This window comes from Paraprevotella sp. (genome assembly GCF_986071375.1).
On the sequence record NZ_CFQRNQ010000014.1, the window covers coordinates 1 to 18001 of the forward strand.

The following is an 18001-nucleotide window of genomic DNA, read 5'->3' on the forward strand; positions in this document are numbered from 1 at the left end:
TGCTGCAAACGTTCCTCTCCACCGTTCCCTATTGCGACCGCACGGACTACGAAGGGCATTACCAACAGATGCTCTACATCATTTTCAGCCTCCTCGGTGCGTACGTAGACGTGGAAGTACGTACCCCGATGGGACGGGTGGACATGGTGATGCGCACGGCCACCACGCTCTACGTCGTGGAACTGAAACTGAACCAATCGGCCGCAGCCGCCATGCAACAGATTGACCTGAGAAACTATCCCGAACGCTTCGCCCTGTGCGGCCTGCCCGTGGTGAAAGTCGGCATCAACTTCGACATGGAACGGCACACCCTGAAAGATTGGGTAATCACTAACTAAAATACACCCAAGGGAATTTTCAAAAACATCCTTCATCCTTCAGGATGTATGGTAAACATCTATCATACAATACATTAGGAACTGAACGATAAAATCTCATCTTTCAGTTCCCTTTCATGGCAGAAAGCCGTCAAACGTTCTGCGCCAAATGATTTTTCAATCTAAGCCAAACGATTTTTCATTCTCCGCAGATTGATTTTCCGTCCTCTTCCAAAGGAAATGAAACATGGCTGAAGGATAGCTGAAACATCCTTCAGCCCATAACATATAAGTAATGAGCATATTAGCATACATCCTGAAAGATGAAGGATGTTTTTTGGAAAACTCCTGTATAGGAAGGAAGAAGTTGTAATCATCCATAAGGTCATTGCTTCTTGTTTTCGGAATGGAAAGCGATAACTTTTACATTAACCTTCTGGATAATAGAGCATTGATACCATTCAAATGTCAGGAGGAGCAGGTATTATAATCTATGATGATATCCCATATACCTTTTAATTAACAGACAAGGTGGAAAAAAGCAATAATAGAACAAGGCTTATAAAAAATACAGCCTTTTTATATCTCAGGACATTTTTATCTCTTGTCATCAGTCTGTATACTTCTAGAGTGGTACTTTCCACACTGGGTATAGAGGACTATGGAATATATAATGTAGTAGGTGGATTTGTAGCCATGTTCGCATTGGTTTCAGCATCACTTACTAACTCTATTTCCCGTTTCATTACTTTTGAATTAGGACGAGGGAATAAAATACGATTAAACAGAATTTTCTGCACCAGCATTAATATACAAATAGTCCTTTCAGCCATCATTATTATATTAGCTGAATTGGTAGGCGCATGGTTCATTTACACAAAAATGAATATTCCTGAAGGAAGAGAATTTGCAGCCTTATGGGTTTTTCAATGTTCATTATTGTCTTTTATACTTGGACTTATCAGCGTCCCCTACAACGCACTCATTGTTGCCCATGAGCACATGAAAACCTTTGCCTATATTGGCTTATGGGAATCTCTACTAAAACTTGGAGCTGTTTACCTGCTTGTGCTGTTTGCAATGGACAAGCTTATTCTATATGCTATTCTTCTGACCTCCATAGCACTACTCTTAAGATTGGTATATGGAGTTTACTGCAAAAAACATTTTGAAGAATGCCGTTACCACTTTATCCTCGATAAATCTCTTTTTAAGGAAATCGGAGCTTTTGCAGGATGGTACCTTTTTGGAACAAGTGCTTATATATTCAATACCCAAGGAGTGAACCTTATTATCAATATCTTCTTTGGAGTGGTACTCAATGCGGCACGTGGAGTGGCTACTCAGGTGGATTCGGCGGTCCGGATGTTTGTGAGTAATTTCACGACAGCATTGAACCCTCAAATCATCAAGACATACGCAGAAGGAAATGCTACAGAATCTTTCAAATTGGTGTTCAAAGGAGCAAAGTTCTCATTCTTTCTCATGTTGTTTTTTTTAATACCATTGGTGTTGGAAGCCGACTATGTCTTAGGGCTGTGGTTGAAAGAAGTTCCTTCTTATGCTCCTTTATTTCTGAGATTAGCACTATTTGTAGCTTTGGCAGATTTGCCAGGTGCACCACTCACTACTCTGGCATTAGGTACAGGAGACATCAAACGTTATTATCTTTACGTGGGAGGATTTGGATGTTTGGTATTCCCTGTCACATGGTTGCTATTTAAATTAGGTTGCAATCCCGAAATCTATTACATTGTTTACATATTAGACAATATACTCCTCATATTTGTCAGACTCTTCCTTTTAAAAAGGATGGTGAAATTCCCTGTCCGTCGATATGTAAATGAGGTACTGAGTATTGTTTTAATAGTTCTGCTTGTTTGCTTTATTCCTCCTATTTCGATTGTTGAGATTCTGCCTCCTTCATTTGGAAGACTTATACTGACATGTATGGTAAGCGTCATATCAGCAATCCCCGCGATGTACTATATAGGTATGACGCGTTCAGAAAGAATCACAGTGTGTGACATGGTTAAAAATAAACTCAAACGAAGAAAACAATAATAATATGGATTTACATTATACGGCAGAGAAAAATTCTCTTATTCTGATATCACTCTTAAAAGCCCATGGAATACGTAATATCATAGCTTCTCCAGGAGCAACGAATTTAAGACTTGTAGCCAGCCTCCAACATGATTCATATTTCAAGATTTACTCTTCAGTTGATGAACGCAGTGCGGCCTATATGGCATGTGGACTGGCAGCAGAAAGCGGAGAACCGGTAATGCTAAGTTGCACGGGTGCCACATCATCTCGCAACTATATGCCGGCATTGACGGAAGCCTATTATCGTAAGCTTCCCATTCTTGTGGTAACTTCTTCGCAATATTCGGAATGGATAGGCAATTTGAAGGATCAGGTAACCAATCGCATACAGTTACCGGCTGATATAGTAAAAAAGAGTTTTCAGGTGGATGAGATTCATTGCGAACGACAGGAATGGAACGCAATAAATAAAATCAATGAAGCCATACTTGAACTTACAAGACATGGAGGAGGACCGGCACATATCAATCTGATTACTTCTTATAACCCGGATTTTTCCATAACTGAACTTCCGTACACTCGAGTTATCCATAGGTACAGCCATAAAAACGAACTTCTATCGTTACCCCAAGGTCAGATAGGAATCTTCATCGGCTCGCATAAAAAGTTCAACCAGCAAGAAGAAGCGAGCATTGAGGCTTTCTGTAAAAAGCATCATGCCATCGTATTTTGTGACCATACCAGTGGATATTATGGGAAATACAAAATGAATTACTCTCTCATTCAGTTACAGAGTGGTAAAATCAAACGTTCGTTGAAACTACTGATACATTTAGGAGAAATTTCCGGGGATATGTTCAATATCAGTCCTTATGCACAAGAAGTCTGGCGCGTGAGCGAAGATGGTGAAATCCGAGACCCCTTCAAGAAGTTGGTAAATGTTTTTGAAATGGATGAAAAATTCTTTTTTGATCATTATGCACAAGAAGAGTGCGCGTATTCCATTGACGAATATCCGTCTTATAAAGAGGAATACGAAAATATAATGCAATCCTTGCCGGATTTGCCTTTTTCCAATATTTGGATGGCTTCAATAACTTCTGGAAAATTACCGGACGGAACCGTATTGCATTTGGGCATCCTAACCTCTTTGAGAGCATGGAATTTCTTCAAACTGCCTCAAGGAGTTACTTCATTCTCCAATGTGGGTGGTTTCGGTATCGATGGCAATATGTCTACCCTTATAGGGGCTTCATGGGCACATCCCGAAAAGTTATATTTGGGTGTGGTGGGTGACTTATCATTCTTCTATGACATGAACTCACTCGGAAACAGACATGTGGGCAAAAACATAAGAATCTTATTAGTTAACAATGGAAAAGGATGCGAATTTACTCATCACATGAATATGGGATCAATGTTAGGACAAGAAGCCTACCCGTATATTTGTGCAGAAGGACATTATGGAAAGCAGTCTCCAAAACTGGTACGTCATTATGCCGAAGATTTGGGGTTTATTTACCTCACTGCTTCCAACAAAGAAGAATATGAAAAACTCTTGCCAGATTTTTTAAACCCATCATCCGAAAAGCCCATTTTATTGGAAGCTTTTACTAAGGATGTGAACGAAAACGCAGCCTTAAAAATAATGTCAACTATCAAGCAATCCAATAAAGAGCAATCGAAAGAAATGGTAAAGAAGGTGGTAGGTGAAGAAGCTTATGGCATACTCAAAAAGATATTCAAAAAATAAAAAGGAAAGTATATATGAAGAATGCAGAGGAAAAACTGAAAGTATGCCTTGTGACATGGTACGGCAGCAATAATTACGGTACCAATCTTCAAGCCTATGCCCTTTATACAGTGCTTCGTTCCAAGGGGATTCATGTGGACATGATAAGACCGTTTTGCGGACGGAAAAAGTTTCACCAATATCCTGGACAACAAAGGGAACTCCGTTCCAAATGTGTTGCGTTAATTAAAAAAGTATTAGGTATAAGAAAACCAGAGCAAGTCCGTCAAACGAAAATTATGAAATTCTTGAAAAATGAATTTTGTTTTACTCCTCTTGTTACCTGTCCAAAGGATATTGAATTATTGAATAAGCAATACGATAAGTTCCTCACGGGAAGCGACCAAATATGGAATCCATATAATCTTGATACGTTCTACATGCTTGATTTCGTGAAAGAAAATCAAAAGAAAATAGCCTATTCCTCTTCCATAGCGGTTAGTAGGATTCCAGAAGAGAAACAAAACCTATACAAAAAATATCTTTCTTCTTTCAGTGCAATCTTTTGCAGGGAAGAAACAGGGTCAAAAATGTTATCTGCCCTTACGGGAAAAACAGTAAAAACGGTATTAGATCCGGTTCTTTTACTCGATGAAAATAGTTGGATACAATTCTCCCACAAGGGGTCTCTCGTGAATCGAATATCCGTTTCCATACCTTATATATTCTGTTATTTCATTGGTGACAAGGACTTTGAATGGAAGGCTTTGAAAACAATAAAAGAGCAATATGGGATTAATCGGGTTATTGTATTCAGCGTGGCTCCTCCGACTTGCAAGATAAAAGGATATGAATATTTGCAGTCGGCAGACATCTATGATTTTGTATGGTTCTTACATCACGCGACTTATGTCGTGACAGATTCTTTTCATAATGCGGCCATGAGTTTAAAACTGAAAAAGGATTTTGTGGCACTTATGCGCTGCAAAGAAGACCAAAAATCCGAGAATTCACGTATGTATGATTTCCTTGCCTCTTTTGGACTGGAATTTAAAATATATAACCCAAACTGTGCGGATTATTTGTCTCCCGTCCCCTATGAAAGAGTGTATCCACAACTTGAAACAAGAATCAAGGAGTGCACGAATGAACTTATAAATAAATTAAATGAATAAAAAAAGGAAGAAAGATGAAATCTATGATATTGGTAGCTTGCCACAAACCCTGTAACATGTATAACAAGGGAATATACACTCCCATTCAGGTTGGAAAGGCCATATCTGAATATGACTTGGGAATTATCGGAGATGACACAGGGGATAACATCAGCCAAAAGAACCCAAGTTATTGTGAACTGACGGCCCAATACTGGGCTTGGAAGAATGTAGATTGTCGGTATATAGGTTTATGTCATTATAGGCGGTATTTCGAAACCGTTTATACGGATGAACTATTGGAACGACTCTTTTCTAAATATGATGTAATATTACCAAGGCCTATTTACAGTGGGGTTAGGGATACGATGTTGAACAAACTAAAAATGAACATTGTACCTGAAGATTATGCCATATTTTTTATGTCAATACGTAAACTATATCCTGAGTATGAAAAAACAACATTGCAATACTTGTCAAGAAATGCGGATATACCTTATAACATGTTCATTATGAGAAAAGAAGCTTTCAATCAATTCTGCCAATGGCAGTTTTCCATCTTGGAAGAATGCGAAAAGCATGTAAAACCCTTACCATATTCGAGGTACAACCGTATTTATGGATATTTTGCTGAATACTTACTACCCATATATTGCCTGCATAACCAAATGAAAATACATCATGATGGAATTGTAAATATGATTGGAGAGCATGAAAAAAGGCAAAGTTGGATACGAAAACAACTATCTGCGCTTTTTTGCCAATCTCCAGCGAGTTCATTTGACGATATCATTGGAACGTCTGTATTAGTGGGAATGAAAAATGATGGAATTTTATAGTGCTAACTTTTTATGGAAAGTGGAATAGTATATAATATAATACGTCTAATAGTTACTTTAAAGGAAAAAGTAAGTATGTCCATTTCTTGGAGATACAATATGTTATATGCAAAAGCAACAGGATTACAACCCAAAGGACGATTTAAAATATTAGGAAAGATTCATATTCACAAAGGTAAAAATGCGATATTTTCTACGGGAGAGAACTTTTTATTTTTATCCGGATCAACTTATAACCCCTTAACAACTAATGCTCATGGATGTATCTTTATAATGGATAATGCAGTGCTTGAAATAGGTAAGAATGTCGGAATGAGTGGCACCGTAATTTGGGTTGCAAAACATATAAAAATAGGAAACAATGTGAAAATAGGGGGAGGCACTACGTTGATAGACACTGATGCCCATTCACTTTCTTTCAAAGATCGTAGAAATGAAATTTCTGATGCAAAAAACAGGATAGATAAAGAGATTGTCATCGAAGATGATGTTTTAATTGGAGCTAATGCTATAATTCTAAAAGGGGTACATATTGGAGCACGTTCTATTATAGGCGCAGGAAGTGTAGTAACTAAAGATGTACCAGAAGATTGTGTAGTGGCTGGAAATCCGGCAAAAGTTGTAAAAATACTTAAGAAAGTAATATGTTAAATATATTGTTGTTTGCTATATTAGCATTCACAGTAGTAGCAACCTTAATTCGTCCTTCGTATGGATTAGCGTGTTTCATATCTGCAAGAATTTTAATACCTGAAGTTGTCCGGACCCCAGGTTTTGAAGGACTTAGTTTTAATAGCACACTAATACTCATTATTGTTATAAGTGTATTGGTTAATGGCCTTGCTAAGACTTATGTACGTTTGGTTAAGGATTCATATTTTAAAATTCTTATGTTTTTTATATGTTCATGTGCTGTGCTTCTACCTTTCTCTGATTATGAGGATTTGCAATTCCAATACAACTCATTAATACAATATTTTTTTACAGACATACTTCCTGTTATATTAGCCATTGGTGTTGTTAAGACAAAATGTGACTTAAGAATAGTAGTGCAGACCTTTGTATGGTCAACTATATTATGCTGTGTTTATGCTATAATTGTGTATCTTATACAAAATAATCCGTATGTGAATTACTTTCAGGCAATAACTGGGTGGAGAGATACATCGTTAGGAGAAGAAGTATGGTATACAACTGGCCGTGGAGTTTCTACGTCTGGGACATTTTTACATGCAAATGGATTTGGATATTTTATATCTATGTCGATACCCTTATTGGTATATCTTCAATGTACAGGTCAATACAATAAAAGAACTATATTTATAGCATTAGTTTTCTTAATCATTAATGTTTTCTTGTGCAAGAAGCGTTCGCCAATTGTTTCAATAGGTGTTTTTCTTATATTGTGGATGTACTTGAAGCGAAAAACATGGAATGTATTATTATATGTGAAAGTATTCTTGTTGGTAATGATAGCTTTATTTGCTGTTTTTATGATTCCGGCATTAGAAAGCATAAGATCGATGATTGAGACCTCTTTCTTTTTTTGGGATGATAAATTATTGGCTGCAAAAGATGTTGGAGGGTCAAGTTGGGAATTAAGAATTCTTCAAGTAGCCTATCCTTTTATAGAGATTAAGGACAATATATTGTTTGGAAAGGGATTTGGGTGGTGTTCATGGTATCTAAACCAATATGAGTTGCATCCTGTATTATTTGGTTTTGAAACTATACTATCTACAGCTGTATGTCAATTCGGAATTTTAGGCTACTTGATGTATTATATGTTATTTTATCAATCCTACAAATATAGCCGACCTTATAAAAATGGAAAAGTAAATTATCAATTATTAGCCTTGGTCACAATGATTGCTTTAGTTGTTGCTACAGGACTTAACTATTTTTTCTTCTTTGGAATAGGGTGTGTAATCATGAACAAACAAGAAATATTTATGTATGAAAAAGATTTCCATAGTCACTGTGTGCTTTAATTGTGTGGGCACAATTGAACAGACAATTAAAAGTGTAATATCACAAGATTATCCGAATCTGGAGTATATTATAATTGACGGTGCAAGTCAGGATGATACTTTGAATATAGTGGAAAAATATCAAGATTCTATTACGAAAATACTTTCAGAACCAGATAAGGGTATATTTGACGCGATGAACAAATCGCTAAACTATGTTACAGGAAAATATGTGCTTTTCATGAATGCAGGTGACACCTTTGCAAATGAACATGTCGTTTCTGATATTTTTAAAAATTATGACGGAGATGATAACCTGCTTTATGGTGATGACTATGTGTTAAACGATTTGGGATATATGAAAAGGCAAGCTCATGCCATATATGAACGTCCATTCACGATTCGCGATTTGGTATTCAAATCCCAAGGCTTCTCTCATCAAAGTTTATTTACTAAAACAGAACAGTTACAACGAGTTAAATTCTGTTTGGATTTTCCCTTGGGCGCAGATTATCATACCACTTATAAAGTGTTCATGACAGGAAATCATAAACTTAAATATGTAGGCTTTCCCATATCTGTGTTTGATGATCGAAATGGAGGAGCCTCACATAATGGAAAATTTATGATTCAAATATATGTAGAACGCAAATCGATGTTTAAATATGAATTTAGCTTCTTGGATAAAGTAATTTTGTTGTGGAAAAGTATACGTTTTAACTCAAAGTATTATCTTTCAAAACTATTTCCTTATTTAATTTCTGTATATAGAATAAAGAATAGGAACTATATAAAACAACTCCCATGACACCCAAAATATCAGTGATAGTGCCAGTGTATAATACAGGCGAAATATTGAGAAAGACATTGGATAGCATATTATTTCAAACCTTTAAGGAGTTCGAGTTAATCATTATAGATGATGGTTCCAATGATGTGAGCATAAAAATTTGTGATGAGTACGCTGCAAAAGATGCACGCGTGATTGTGATACACCAGAAAAACGCAGGAATTTGCGCAGCTCGTAATACAGGAATAAGAATAGCAAAAGCTAAATACTTGACTTTCTGTGACCATGATGACTTATATGCTTCACGAAAGTTGGAAGTCCAATATAATTTGGCAATTCATTATAATGCAGATATTGTAAATGTTGGTTACAAGACTGTTTCTGATGTTTCACAGAAGTCTGAATTAATCCAAATGGAGTTGGTATGTCATAATAAAAACGAATTGAAGAACCATATCTTGGATATTACCTATTTACATATATCAACAATATGGAACAAATTATATAATGCTGAGAAATTAAGAGATATATTCTACTTCAATGAAGATTATACAAAAGGGCATGAAGACATTAACTTTAACTTAATGATGTTACAGCATGTAGAGGTGTTCGTCTCTAGTAAAGAGGTCTTATATGAACATATCCAACGAAAGATGTTAAGTACTTCTGCCAAAATCCATAAAGAAACATTGTATGGTATGAAGACTCATATTAAAAACTTTATGGCTTTAACAGATTCTTTTCATATAGACATGACGAAGAATAACATTTTATATTATAGAAATTTATCAAGGATATTACGTGTGTATGCAGTATATTCTATTAAAGCTGATTTATTGAAAACGCCTTTCTTGACTGAAATGAAAGAACTCCATATACCCTATACGCGTATTTTATGGCATAAGTTTCACAAAGTGATTCCTATTAAGGACTTGTTTGTTCTTTGGTGTATTATAGGTAAACAATACCGATTGTTGTATTTTGCCCTGAAATGTTATGTTTCTATTACTAAAATTTGATTTTCAGTTCATTAAATAATATTAGATTATGGCTTTAATTAATAGACAAAAGATTAAGCAATTTTTGTTGGCTGGCGTATATGCTACACCCGAAAAATATCTAAAGAAGAAAGGGGTAAAGATTGGTACGGGATGCCATATTCGGGCATGTAAGTTAGATGCAAAAGAGGGATATTTAATTGAAATTGGGAATAACGTCCGTATCTCTCAAAACGTGGATTTTTTTACCCATGGAGGAATTTATGGTTTAAGAATACGTTATAACAATCCAAAATTTGATTTTTTTGGAAAGATAAAAATAGGAGATAGAACATTTATAGGTGAAGGGGCTAAGATTATGGCAGGTGTTACTATTGGTTCCGATGTTATTGTGGGTGCTGGCACTGTTGTAACAAAAAGCATTCCAGACAATGTCGTTGTTGGTGGAAATCCGGCCCGTTTTATTTGTTACACGAACAAATTTTATGAAAGGATGCTAGTTTATGATCTTCAATCAGGCCAAATGACGGATGCCGGAAAACGGGAGTTTTTATTGTCTTTATCAGAAGACCATTTTATACATAAACGAGAAATACAAATACCGATTGATTCAATCGCCACTACAAAGTGAGTAAGCACTCAAAAGCATATTTGATTAAATCCTTTCTTTCAATACAATGAAAATCTTATTAGCCAATAAGTTCTATTACCGCCGGGGCGGTGACTGCGTCTACGTACTCAATCTGGAGCGGTCGTTGAGGAAGCACGGACATGAAGTGGCCGTATTCGCCATGGACTATCCGGAGAATGTAGACACGGAATGGAAGCGGTATTTCCCTAAGAAGATGAGTAAATGGATGGCTTTCACGCGTCCTTTCGGTTCAAGAGAGGTAAGGGGTAAATTCAATAGGCTGTTGGACGACTTTAAGCCGGACGTGGTACATCTGAATAATATCCATACCCAACTGTCGCCCGTGCTTGCGGAATTGGCACACGGGCGAGGCATAAGGGTGGTATGGACGTTGCATGATTATAAGCTGTTGTGCCCGCGCTATGACTGCCTGCTCAGCGGAGATACGATATGTGAAGCTTGTTTCAAGGGGGGTAAGAAATCATGCCTCGACAACAAGTGCATGAAAGGTTCCAAACTGGCTTCTTTCGTGGGTTTTCGTGAAGCAAACGTGTGGAACCGGCAGCGATTGGAAGCTTCAACGGATGTGTTTGTCTGTCCCAGCCGCTTCATGTCTTACAAAATGGCGGAGGGAGGATTTGATGAGAAAAAGATGGTTGTGCTCTGTAATTTTATTGATTCGGAAAGGTGTCGAAGGGATAATTACGACAAAAGGGATTACTATTGCTATATCGGACGATTAAGCCAAGAGAAAGGGGTGAAAACGTTAATAGAGGCTGCCAACCGACTTCCGTATAAAATGAAGGTTATCGGTGATGGGCCGCTCTTTGGCGAGTTGAAAGCCATTGCACATAGTCACATTGAATTCCTAGGACATAAGGATTGGGATGAAATTAAGGTACTTGTGGGACAAGCTCGTTTTTCTGTGGTACCTTCTGAGTGGTATGAAAACAATCCGTTGTCCGTAATAGAAGCGCAATGTTTGGGTACTCCGGTACTCGGTGCCCGGATCGGTGGCATTCCGGAACTGACCGACAAAACTTTCATTAGCGGAAATGTGACTGATTTGAAAGGAAAAATAGAAGAAATGTGGAATACGCCTTTCGATTATCAGCAGTTGGCTGAGGTGTCACAAAGGAAATATGATGCGGAATCCTATTACAACCACATGGTTAAAGTGTATTCAAAATAAATTCATAAAACATTATGGCAGAAAAGAAACTGAACGGTACGGTCATCGTGACGTACCGATGTAATGCGCGTTGCTCCATGTGCAACCGCTATAAAGCTCCCTCGAAGGCGGAGGAGGAAATCTCTATCGAGACGATTAAGAAGCTCCCGAAGATGTATTTTACGAATATCACCGGAGGGGAGCCGTTTATCCGTACGGACTTGAAGGAGGTGGTACGTGAACTGTATAAGAAGAGTGACCGTATCGTCATCTCTACCAACGGCTTTTTCACGGATCGTATCATCGAACTTTGCAAGGAGTTTCCACAGATCGGTATCCGCATTTCCATTGAGGGGTTGGAAAAGACCAATAATGAAATCCGTGGCTTGAACGATGGTTTCCGTCGTGGTTATAATACCTTGAAGAAACTCCGCGAGATGGGAATGAAGGATGTGGGTTTCGGCATGACGGTACAGGACAAGAATGCGCCGGACTTGGTGCCGCTGTATGAGCTCTCCAATAAGATGGGGATGGAGTTTGCCACGGCTTCCCTGCATAACTCGTTCTATTTTGTAGAAGCTAAGAACATCATCCACGACCGTCCGATGGTGGCGAAGAATTTTGAGAACTTGGTCAATGAACTGTTGAAGTCTAATTCGCCTAAGAAGTGGTTCCGTGCTTATTTCAACCATGGGCTTATCAATTACATCTACGGTCAGAAGCGCCTGTTGCCTTGCGACATGAGTTTCGACACGTTCTTCATTGACCCGTATGGCGACGTGATGCCTTGTAACGGGACGAAAGACAAGGAGGTGATGGGCAACCTGAACCGGCAGATGTGGGAGGATTTGTGGAACAGCCCCGAAGCGGAGAAAGTGCGTCGAAAAGTACGTTGCTGCAACCGTAACTGTTGGATGATTGGTTCGGTGTCTCCGGCCATGCACAAGTATATCGCAACTCCGGCCTTATGGGTGGCCAAACATAAGCTGAAGTCGCTTTTAGGCATGAAGTATTCCATGTATGAGAATCCTGTATGCTGTGATTACCGCGACGGGAAAGTGACTAAAGAACAACTTGACCGTTTGTCTACGTGTGACGTGAATGCGGAAATCAATAACGGTCTTTCCGATGATTCCAAAGCTGCCTTGAAGGGTAAACGGGGTGAGGATATTGTGAATGCCGATGTGGCCAGGCAAGGGTATGAGATTACCCACTAATGCTTTCCTTTACCCGTCAGCCAAAGCCAAAGGGCAGAAAGGCACGCCAACGATAGGATGCCGACATATTGGAGTGTTTCTTTGATTCGGGTGGCAAATGCTCTCATGAGTTCTCGAAGTTGTGGTATTTGCATGTAAAAGTAATGAATTATTTTCAATGCGGATGGTAAAATGAAGAAAATAGTAGTAACCGGAACTCGTGGCATTCCCGGTGTCATGGGTGGGGTGGAGACGCATTGTGAGGAATTGTTCCCACGTCTGGCTCAACAGGGATGGGATGTGACGGTGGTGCGCCGTTCCGATTATGTGAAGGATGGCCTGAAGGAGTGGAAGGGGGTCCGGCTCGTCACGCTTCCTTCCCCCAAGAAAAAATCGTTTGAGGCCATCATCCATACTTTCCGTGCCATCAACGAAGCCCGGAGGTTGGGGGCTGACATCTTACATGTCCACGCCATCGGTCCCGCCTTGCTCGTACCGTATGCCAAGATGTTGGGGATGAAAGTGGTATTTACCCATCATGGGCCGGATTACGACCGGGACAAGTGGGGGCTTGCGGCCAAAACGATGCTGAAACTCGGCGAACGCATGGGGTGCATGTTTGCAGACGATGTCATCGTCATATCCGATGTGATTCGTAACCTGGTAAGGCAAAAGTACGGACGGACAAGCCGTGTACACCTTATATATAATGGGGTATCCCAACCGGAAATTTGCGATGAGCCTGAATATTTTGAAGAATTGGGAATCGAGAAGGGAAAATATATTTTAGGCATGTGCCGTTTTGTGCCGGAAAAGAATTTGCACCATCTGGTAGAGGCGTTCATCCAAATGGAAAATAACGAAAGTATCAAGTTGGTTCTTGCCGGTGATACTGATTTTGAAGACGACTATTCCCGGTCGTTGAAAGAGACGGCCAAAGCAAATGGGGTAGTGTTGACTGGTTTTGTCAAAGGGCGCAAGCTCCATTCCTTGTTGACCCACTGCCGCTGCTACTGTTTGCCGTCAAGCCACGAGGGGCTTCCGATAGCCTTGCTTGAAGCTATGAGTTATGGCGTGGAAGTCGTAGTCAGCGACATCCCTGCAAACCTTGAAGTCGGCTTGGCCAAGGATTGCTATTTCCCGGTAGGAGACGTTGGGGCTTTGGCACAAAAATTGGACAAGATAGCTGCTTCACCTTTAAAACATGTTGGCTACGACATGTCGAAATACGATTGGAACCGGATTGCCACGCAAGTAGAGGAAGTCTATCTTACCTTGACAGCAGGAAACTCAGGAACGCACCCATGACCTTATCCCTGTCGGCGGCATATTTGATGCACTCGAAAGGGAATCCCAAGGTAATCGCATGGTAGTCTTCCCCTTGGTAGGCTACGGCGGCCGAATAATTGGTAGGCGTATATAATAAGGTGGAAAATGCTTCGGGAAGGGGTATCAGGCAGTCCGCATGTGTGACGGCATAATGTTGGGAATTGAGTTCCGTGTACAAATGAAGGGTGGTATTCATGCCCGTGGCTTGAGAATAGGCATCCAAGGTGACCGGAGCGTATGCGTCTACTTTCAGCGTATTGCGCAGGAAGTCTGCATTTTCCTTTTGTTTCTGGTCGCGGGCAATATAGGCACCGCTCACCAACAGGCTGCCGCGCATGCGGGTAAATTCTTGTAACGCACTACATAAAGCAGGTGTCAATGACGGATACGGTCGGGTACTGTATCCGTCATTTTTTTGCAGTCCCAGTATCAAATCCACTATATTGTATTCATTCAGGTTTACCATTTGTGCCTCTACTGCCGCACGGGAAGCGGATGCAAACGAGTATTTGCCTGCGGTGGCTATGGCTTCACCATGCATGCGGCTATGGTCGAATGTATTTCCCGCTATCATCTTGCCTTCAAGTTCATTCCCGCTAAAGCCCCACGCGCTTTTGGGGTTCAGTTCTGTGTTGAATACGATTTGCCGACCGCAGAATCCGGGAGAACGCATATAAGGAACACCGGGGTCCGCTGACAGGTCGAATCCCCGGGTCGAATCCGTCTGGATAACCTGTGGCCCGGCCAGCCTCTGAAAGCCGTCGATAATCAGGACCTTGGCAAAGGCATTTTTGGCTATCATGGCCGACAGTTCCTCCGAAGGAAAACTTTCTCCACCGTCGTTCACGGCTGTCACTTTGAACGAGTAAACCACATTCTCCTCCGCACGGAACGAGAACCGAGGCTCATGTACAAATGTGCCATTGTCATAACCATGTTCTCCTTGCCGGGTATACACAATGTAACCTTTTGGAGTTGCAGAGGGTTCAAGCTCGTCTTGTTGGGAAAGCCAGGATAGCGTTATTTCCTTTTCATCCGGGTTTAAACGAGTCTGGAAACAAGTAACGGGAAGGGGCTGTACGGCATAACCTGCCTCATGTTGATAGGATGTATATTTCAGTACTCCTTTATATATGGCCCGTGCCAAATTGAATTTGAATGCAGGGTCGTGTCCCAAAGCCATATCCCGGAAATTCTGGTGGGATAACATTTCCAATATCATGGCCGGGACTTGGGGTTCGCGCGTTTCACTGTAATTCCGGTCGAACATTTGGCGTCTTTTCCATTGTCCGTAAAGGCCATTTAAATCCTCGTTCACTTGTGTCATGACCACATCGCATAGCTCACGTGAGGCCAATCGCGACATTCCGGTCGCAAACGTCCCTTCATTAAAATCCGTGGTATAAATGCCTAATGTACCGACAAAAGTGCTGTCGGGGGCTATGCCGGCGTCGCTATGAAGCGCGATGGCCAGTTCAATCGGTACATGCAATCCGCTGTCGGCCGGAAAATAAGAAGAACCTCCGGCCAGATAGTTCGTCATATATGAACGGACATTGATGTCGTCGCTATAATCGTTTGTCCCGTTTTTACCGCTGTATACGGAATAAGGCATGCCGCTCCATTGTGCATTGTAACGGGCACCTTCCAAGTACCTCGGGAAACCGCTTACGACTTCCTGCAAAGAATCTCCACGGGCAATGTTTCCCATCCCGCCTCCGAATCGTACGGCATCTGCTGTCACCGTTCCGCGATGGTTGCTCAGATTGCTTAAACTGACATAATTGGAATGGGGTTGGTCTTTGTCGAAATCAAACGTCCCGAGATAAACCCAAGTTCCTCCTCCCATTTGTTGGTTGACTTTGAAGGTCGTAGACACACCTTGGTGGCGAACCACATAATGGGCGTCGGAAACACTCGTGGGCAAGGTCACGTATGATACATATACGGCGTAGCGTCCGGACACAGGCATATTTGGCGTCCAACGTATTTCGGAAGCCTGGCTTTTTCGAGTTACCGTATGGGTACTGCGGACTGTCCCATCCGTAAAGGGGTTCTCGCCGTCGAGATAAGTCTGTTTGAGTGGTGCAAATCCCATACCTCCGTTTTCCCATACGTATTTGTTTTCATGTTCTGAATATGTTCCGCCCGAATCCCGGGTGTCATTGTCCACTATCACTTCGTGGGGCTGCCAATCCCTTTCACGGGGAGTAAAGACGTATGCTCCGGCATTTTCCAACATGGGGATTAAGTAGGGGATGACTATCGTTTGAGTGAACAAATCTTCTGTCGTGCAGTATAAATACGGCCGCTGCCACATCCACTCTTTTTGGTCGTTCTTGTAATAGCGTCCATGGCTGGCCCAAACAGACAAATGGCGTTGTTGCATACCTTTAGTGATAGGATAGGGGCGTTGCATCCGTTCCACCCACGGCGCCCCGTGATACAAAGCCTTCCCCCATTTCTTTTGCACTTTCGATGAAGCTCCGTTCATGTCCGTAACAAGATGCTCTATGGGGATTCCGTTACCGTATATAATAATAGTATAAGCGTTGTATGGCGCAGGAAGCAAACGTTTTACGTCACGATAGATTTCATCAACCTTATCCCTGCTAAAAGACTGCCCGGCAAAGAGTTCATTCAGGTAAATCTCTGCCGTCCGTGCAGAAGCATCTACCCTGACCATTTCTATCCGACAGCGGTCGGTAGCTGTGGTATAAGATGTCTGATAGTCAGAGAAATAATCACCCAATTTGGCTTTTACTATTTTCTCACCACTCTGTGAATATACGGAAAGTCCTAGCAAGAATGCTCCCGCCAGGACCATAAGCCTTTTTTTCATACTTATCATTATTTTAATCCGGTTGCGAACTTTTCAGGATGTCGTCCTGTGAAATCTTTGAAGTATGTTTTAATGTCGTTCATCTGTTCATCTATGTTTCCGTTGGGGATGATTACCTGAGTGCAACGTATAGTTTTGGTTGGATAGTCAACTCCATACAGTAAAATAGGCAGCCCGGCTTTCAAGGCGATATAATAGAATCCTTTTTTCCATTCTTCCGTACGTGAACGAGTGCCTTCCGGAGTAATGCAAAGGTGAAAATTATCCCGTTCCCGGGCCACTTGTGACAACTGATCCGTCATACTCATCTTCTTGTTCCGGTATACTGGGATTCCTCCCAACCATCGCATTAAGATTCCCAAAGGCCAGAAAAACCATTCCTTTTTCATTAAGAAGTCGCAACGGAAGTCCATTGCACGGCTATAAAGCACTCCTAGCACGAAATCGAAATTACTTGTATGAGGTGCCAGTGCAATGATATACTTATCTCCCATGGGGACCGTCACGTCTACTTTCCATCCCATCACCCTGAACAGGAGGAAACTGCAAAAATGCCGGCTCATTTAACAAAGCTGACTGATTGTGCTGATGATATCGCTGACTTGTGCATTGAAATCCATACGCAGCTTCTTGTAGAATCCTTTTACGTTTCCTGGTTCCGTATGACTGATCCTGCTGACAAATTCATCATGCATCAACAATATGCGGACCATTACGTTGTCCACATCTTCTTGTTTTATATCTACTTTGTAATGCGTCAACGCTACGCATTCCGCAAACAGTTCACTACAGATATAGTTGATATTCTTTTTTAATGTCTTTCTTTTAGCCATATTCTTTGATTTCAAATAATGATGTAAATCAGTAACTATAGACAAAGGTACGCAAAGTTGGTGATATCGGGAAATTTTATAGAAGAAAATAAACCGTATGTTTTTGGGGTGAGAGTTTCTTCATTCCGACAAAAAACATTAATTTTGCAT

Annotated in this window: 16 protein-coding genes; 13 read left to right on the forward strand and 3 right to left on the reverse strand. The window is 40.7% G+C overall.

The annotated features are described in order from the left end of the window. The 13 genes from AC5RDV_RS08720 to AC5RDV_RS08780 all read left to right on the forward strand — a co-directional run. On the forward strand, positions 1–338 hold a 338-nt coding region (locus AC5RDV_RS08720; protein ID WP_494222152.1), incomplete at its 5' end, for a PD-(D/E)XK nuclease domain-containing protein. 510 nt (positions 339–848) lie between these two features. Further along, on the forward strand, positions 849–2381 hold the full coding sequence (locus tag AC5RDV_RS08725; RefSeq protein WP_040602854.1) for an MATE family efflux transporter: 1533 nt from the start codon (positions 849–851) through the stop codon (positions 2379–2381). Then, complete coding sequence (locus tag AC5RDV_RS08730) at positions 2341–4119, forward strand: thiamine pyrophosphate-binding protein (RefSeq protein WP_494222153.1); 1779 nt, start codon at positions 2341–2343, stop codon at positions 4117–4119. The genes AC5RDV_RS08725 and AC5RDV_RS08730 overlap by 41 nt, the downstream gene beginning before the upstream one ends. A gap of 14 nt (positions 4120–4133) precedes the next feature. After that, positions 4134–5273 carry a polysaccharide pyruvyl transferase family protein gene (locus AC5RDV_RS08735; RefSeq protein ID WP_282748270.1) on the forward strand — a complete coding sequence of 380 codons (1140 nt, stop codon included), beginning with the start codon at positions 4134–4136 and terminating at the stop codon, positions 5271–5273. Positions 5274–5287: 14 nt separating this feature from the next. Continuing rightward, a complete protein-coding gene (locus AC5RDV_RS08740) occupies positions 5288–6091 on the forward strand; it encodes a DUF4422 domain-containing protein (RefSeq protein ID WP_282748269.1) in 804 nt (267 codons plus the stop codon). Positions 6092–6103: 12 nt separating this feature from the next. Continuing rightward, on the forward strand, positions 6104–6742 hold the full coding sequence (locus tag AC5RDV_RS08745; protein ID WP_282748268.1) for a DapH/DapD/GlmU-related protein: 639 nt from the start codon (positions 6104–6106) through the stop codon (positions 6740–6742). Further along, positions 6736–8082: an O-antigen ligase family protein gene (locus tag AC5RDV_RS08750; RefSeq protein WP_282748267.1), complete on the forward strand. Its 1347-nt coding sequence runs from the start codon at positions 6736–6738 to the stop codon at positions 8080–8082. Before AC5RDV_RS08745 ends, AC5RDV_RS08750 begins: the two co-directional genes overlap by 7 nt. Beyond that, positions 8048–8869 carry a glycosyltransferase family 2 protein gene (locus tag AC5RDV_RS08755; protein WP_282748266.1) on the forward strand — a complete coding sequence of 274 codons (822 nt, stop codon included), beginning with the start codon at positions 8048–8050 and terminating at the stop codon, positions 8867–8869. Before AC5RDV_RS08750 ends, AC5RDV_RS08755 begins: the two co-directional genes overlap by 35 nt. Continuing rightward, positions 8866–9870 (forward strand): glycosyltransferase family 2 protein, encoded by a 1005-nt coding sequence (locus AC5RDV_RS08760; protein WP_282748265.1) that lies wholly within the window; start codon positions 8866–8868, stop codon positions 9868–9870. Before AC5RDV_RS08755 ends, AC5RDV_RS08760 begins: the two co-directional genes overlap by 4 nt. A gap of 28 nt (positions 9871–9898) precedes the next feature. Then, positions 9899–10480 (forward strand): acyltransferase, encoded by a 582-nt coding sequence (locus AC5RDV_RS08765; protein WP_282748264.1) that lies wholly within the window; start codon positions 9899–9901, stop codon positions 10478–10480. Positions 10481–10526: 46 nt separating this feature from the next. Then, on the forward strand, positions 10527–11672 hold the full coding sequence (locus AC5RDV_RS08770) for a glycosyltransferase (RefSeq protein ID WP_282748263.1): 1146 nt from the start codon (positions 10527–10529) through the stop codon (positions 11670–11672). A gap of 14 nt (positions 11673–11686) precedes the next feature. Further along, a complete protein-coding gene (locus tag AC5RDV_RS08775) occupies positions 11687–12868 on the forward strand; it encodes a radical SAM protein (RefSeq protein WP_282748262.1) in 1182 nt (393 codons plus the stop codon). Positions 12869–13039: 171 nt separating this feature from the next. Continuing rightward, positions 13040–14155 carry a glycosyltransferase family 4 protein gene (locus AC5RDV_RS08780; RefSeq protein WP_282748261.1) on the forward strand — a complete coding sequence of 372 codons (1116 nt, stop codon included), beginning with the start codon at positions 13040–13042 and terminating at the stop codon, positions 14153–14155. Here AC5RDV_RS08780 and AC5RDV_RS08785 read toward each other — a convergent pair. Genes AC5RDV_RS08785 through AC5RDV_RS08795 form a run of 3 tightly spaced genes read right to left on the reverse strand, consistent with a single transcriptional unit; the run spans position 14118 to position 17851 of the window. Beyond that, positions 14118–17027, reverse strand: coding sequence for a golvesin C-terminal-like domain-containing protein (locus AC5RDV_RS08785; RefSeq protein WP_282748259.1), 2910 nt, complete (start codon positions 17025–17027; stop codon positions 14118–14120). The genes AC5RDV_RS08780 and AC5RDV_RS08785 overlap by 38 nt on opposite strands. Next, positions 17027–17581 carry a 1-acyl-sn-glycerol-3-phosphate acyltransferase gene (locus AC5RDV_RS08790; protein ID WP_282748258.1) on the reverse strand — a complete coding sequence of 185 codons (555 nt, stop codon included), beginning with the start codon at positions 17579–17581 and terminating at the stop codon, positions 17027–17029. Before AC5RDV_RS08790 ends, AC5RDV_RS08785 begins: the two co-directional genes overlap by 1 nt. Further along, on the reverse strand, positions 17582–17851 hold the full coding sequence (locus tag AC5RDV_RS08795) for a hypothetical protein (RefSeq protein WP_008627549.1): 270 nt from the start codon (positions 17849–17851) through the stop codon (positions 17582–17584). Positions 17852–18001: the final 150 nt, after the last annotated feature.

Coding starts and splice junctions, on each gene's coding strand:
- AC5RDV_RS08735 (WP_282748270.1), top strand. CDS start 4,134: ATGAAGAATGCAGAGGAAAAACTGAAAGTATGCCTTGTGACATGGTAC.
- AC5RDV_RS08740 (WP_282748269.1), top strand. CDS start 5,288: ATGAAATCTATGATATTGGTAGCTTGCCACAAACCCTGTAACATGTAT.
- AC5RDV_RS08745 (WP_282748268.1), top strand. CDS start 6,104: ATGGAAAGTGGAATAGTATATAATATAATACGTCTAATAGTTACTTTA.
- AC5RDV_RS08750 (WP_282748267.1), top strand. CDS start 6,736: ATGTTAAATATATTGTTGTTTGCTATATTAGCATTCACAGTAGTAGCA.
- AC5RDV_RS08755 (WP_282748266.1), top strand. CDS start 8,048: ATGAAAAAGATTTCCATAGTCACTGTGTGCTTTAATTGTGTGGGCACA.
- AC5RDV_RS08760 (WP_282748265.1), top strand. CDS start 8,866: ATGACACCCAAAATATCAGTGATAGTGCCAGTGTATAATACAGGCGAA.
- AC5RDV_RS08765 (WP_282748264.1), top strand. CDS start 9,899: ATGGCTTTAATTAATAGACAAAAGATTAAGCAATTTTTGTTGGCTGGC.
- AC5RDV_RS08770 (WP_282748263.1), top strand. CDS start 10,527: ATGAAAATCTTATTAGCCAATAAGTTCTATTACCGCCGGGGCGGTGAC.
- AC5RDV_RS08775 (WP_282748262.1), top strand. CDS start 11,687: ATGGCAGAAAAGAAACTGAACGGTACGGTCATCGTGACGTACCGATGT.
- AC5RDV_RS08780 (WP_282748261.1), top strand. CDS start 13,040: ATGAAGAAAATAGTAGTAACCGGAACTCGTGGCATTCCCGGTGTCATG.
- AC5RDV_RS08785 (WP_282748259.1), bottom strand. CDS start 17,027: ATGATAAGTATGAAAAAAAGGCTTATGGTCCTGGCGGGAGCATTCTTG.
- AC5RDV_RS08790 (WP_282748258.1), bottom strand. CDS start 17,581: ATGAGCCGGCATTTTTGCAGTTTCCTCCTGTTCAGGGTGATGGGATGG.
- AC5RDV_RS08795 (WP_008627549.1), bottom strand. CDS start 17,851: ATGGCTAAAAGAAAGACATTAAAAAAGAATATCAACTATATCTGTAGT.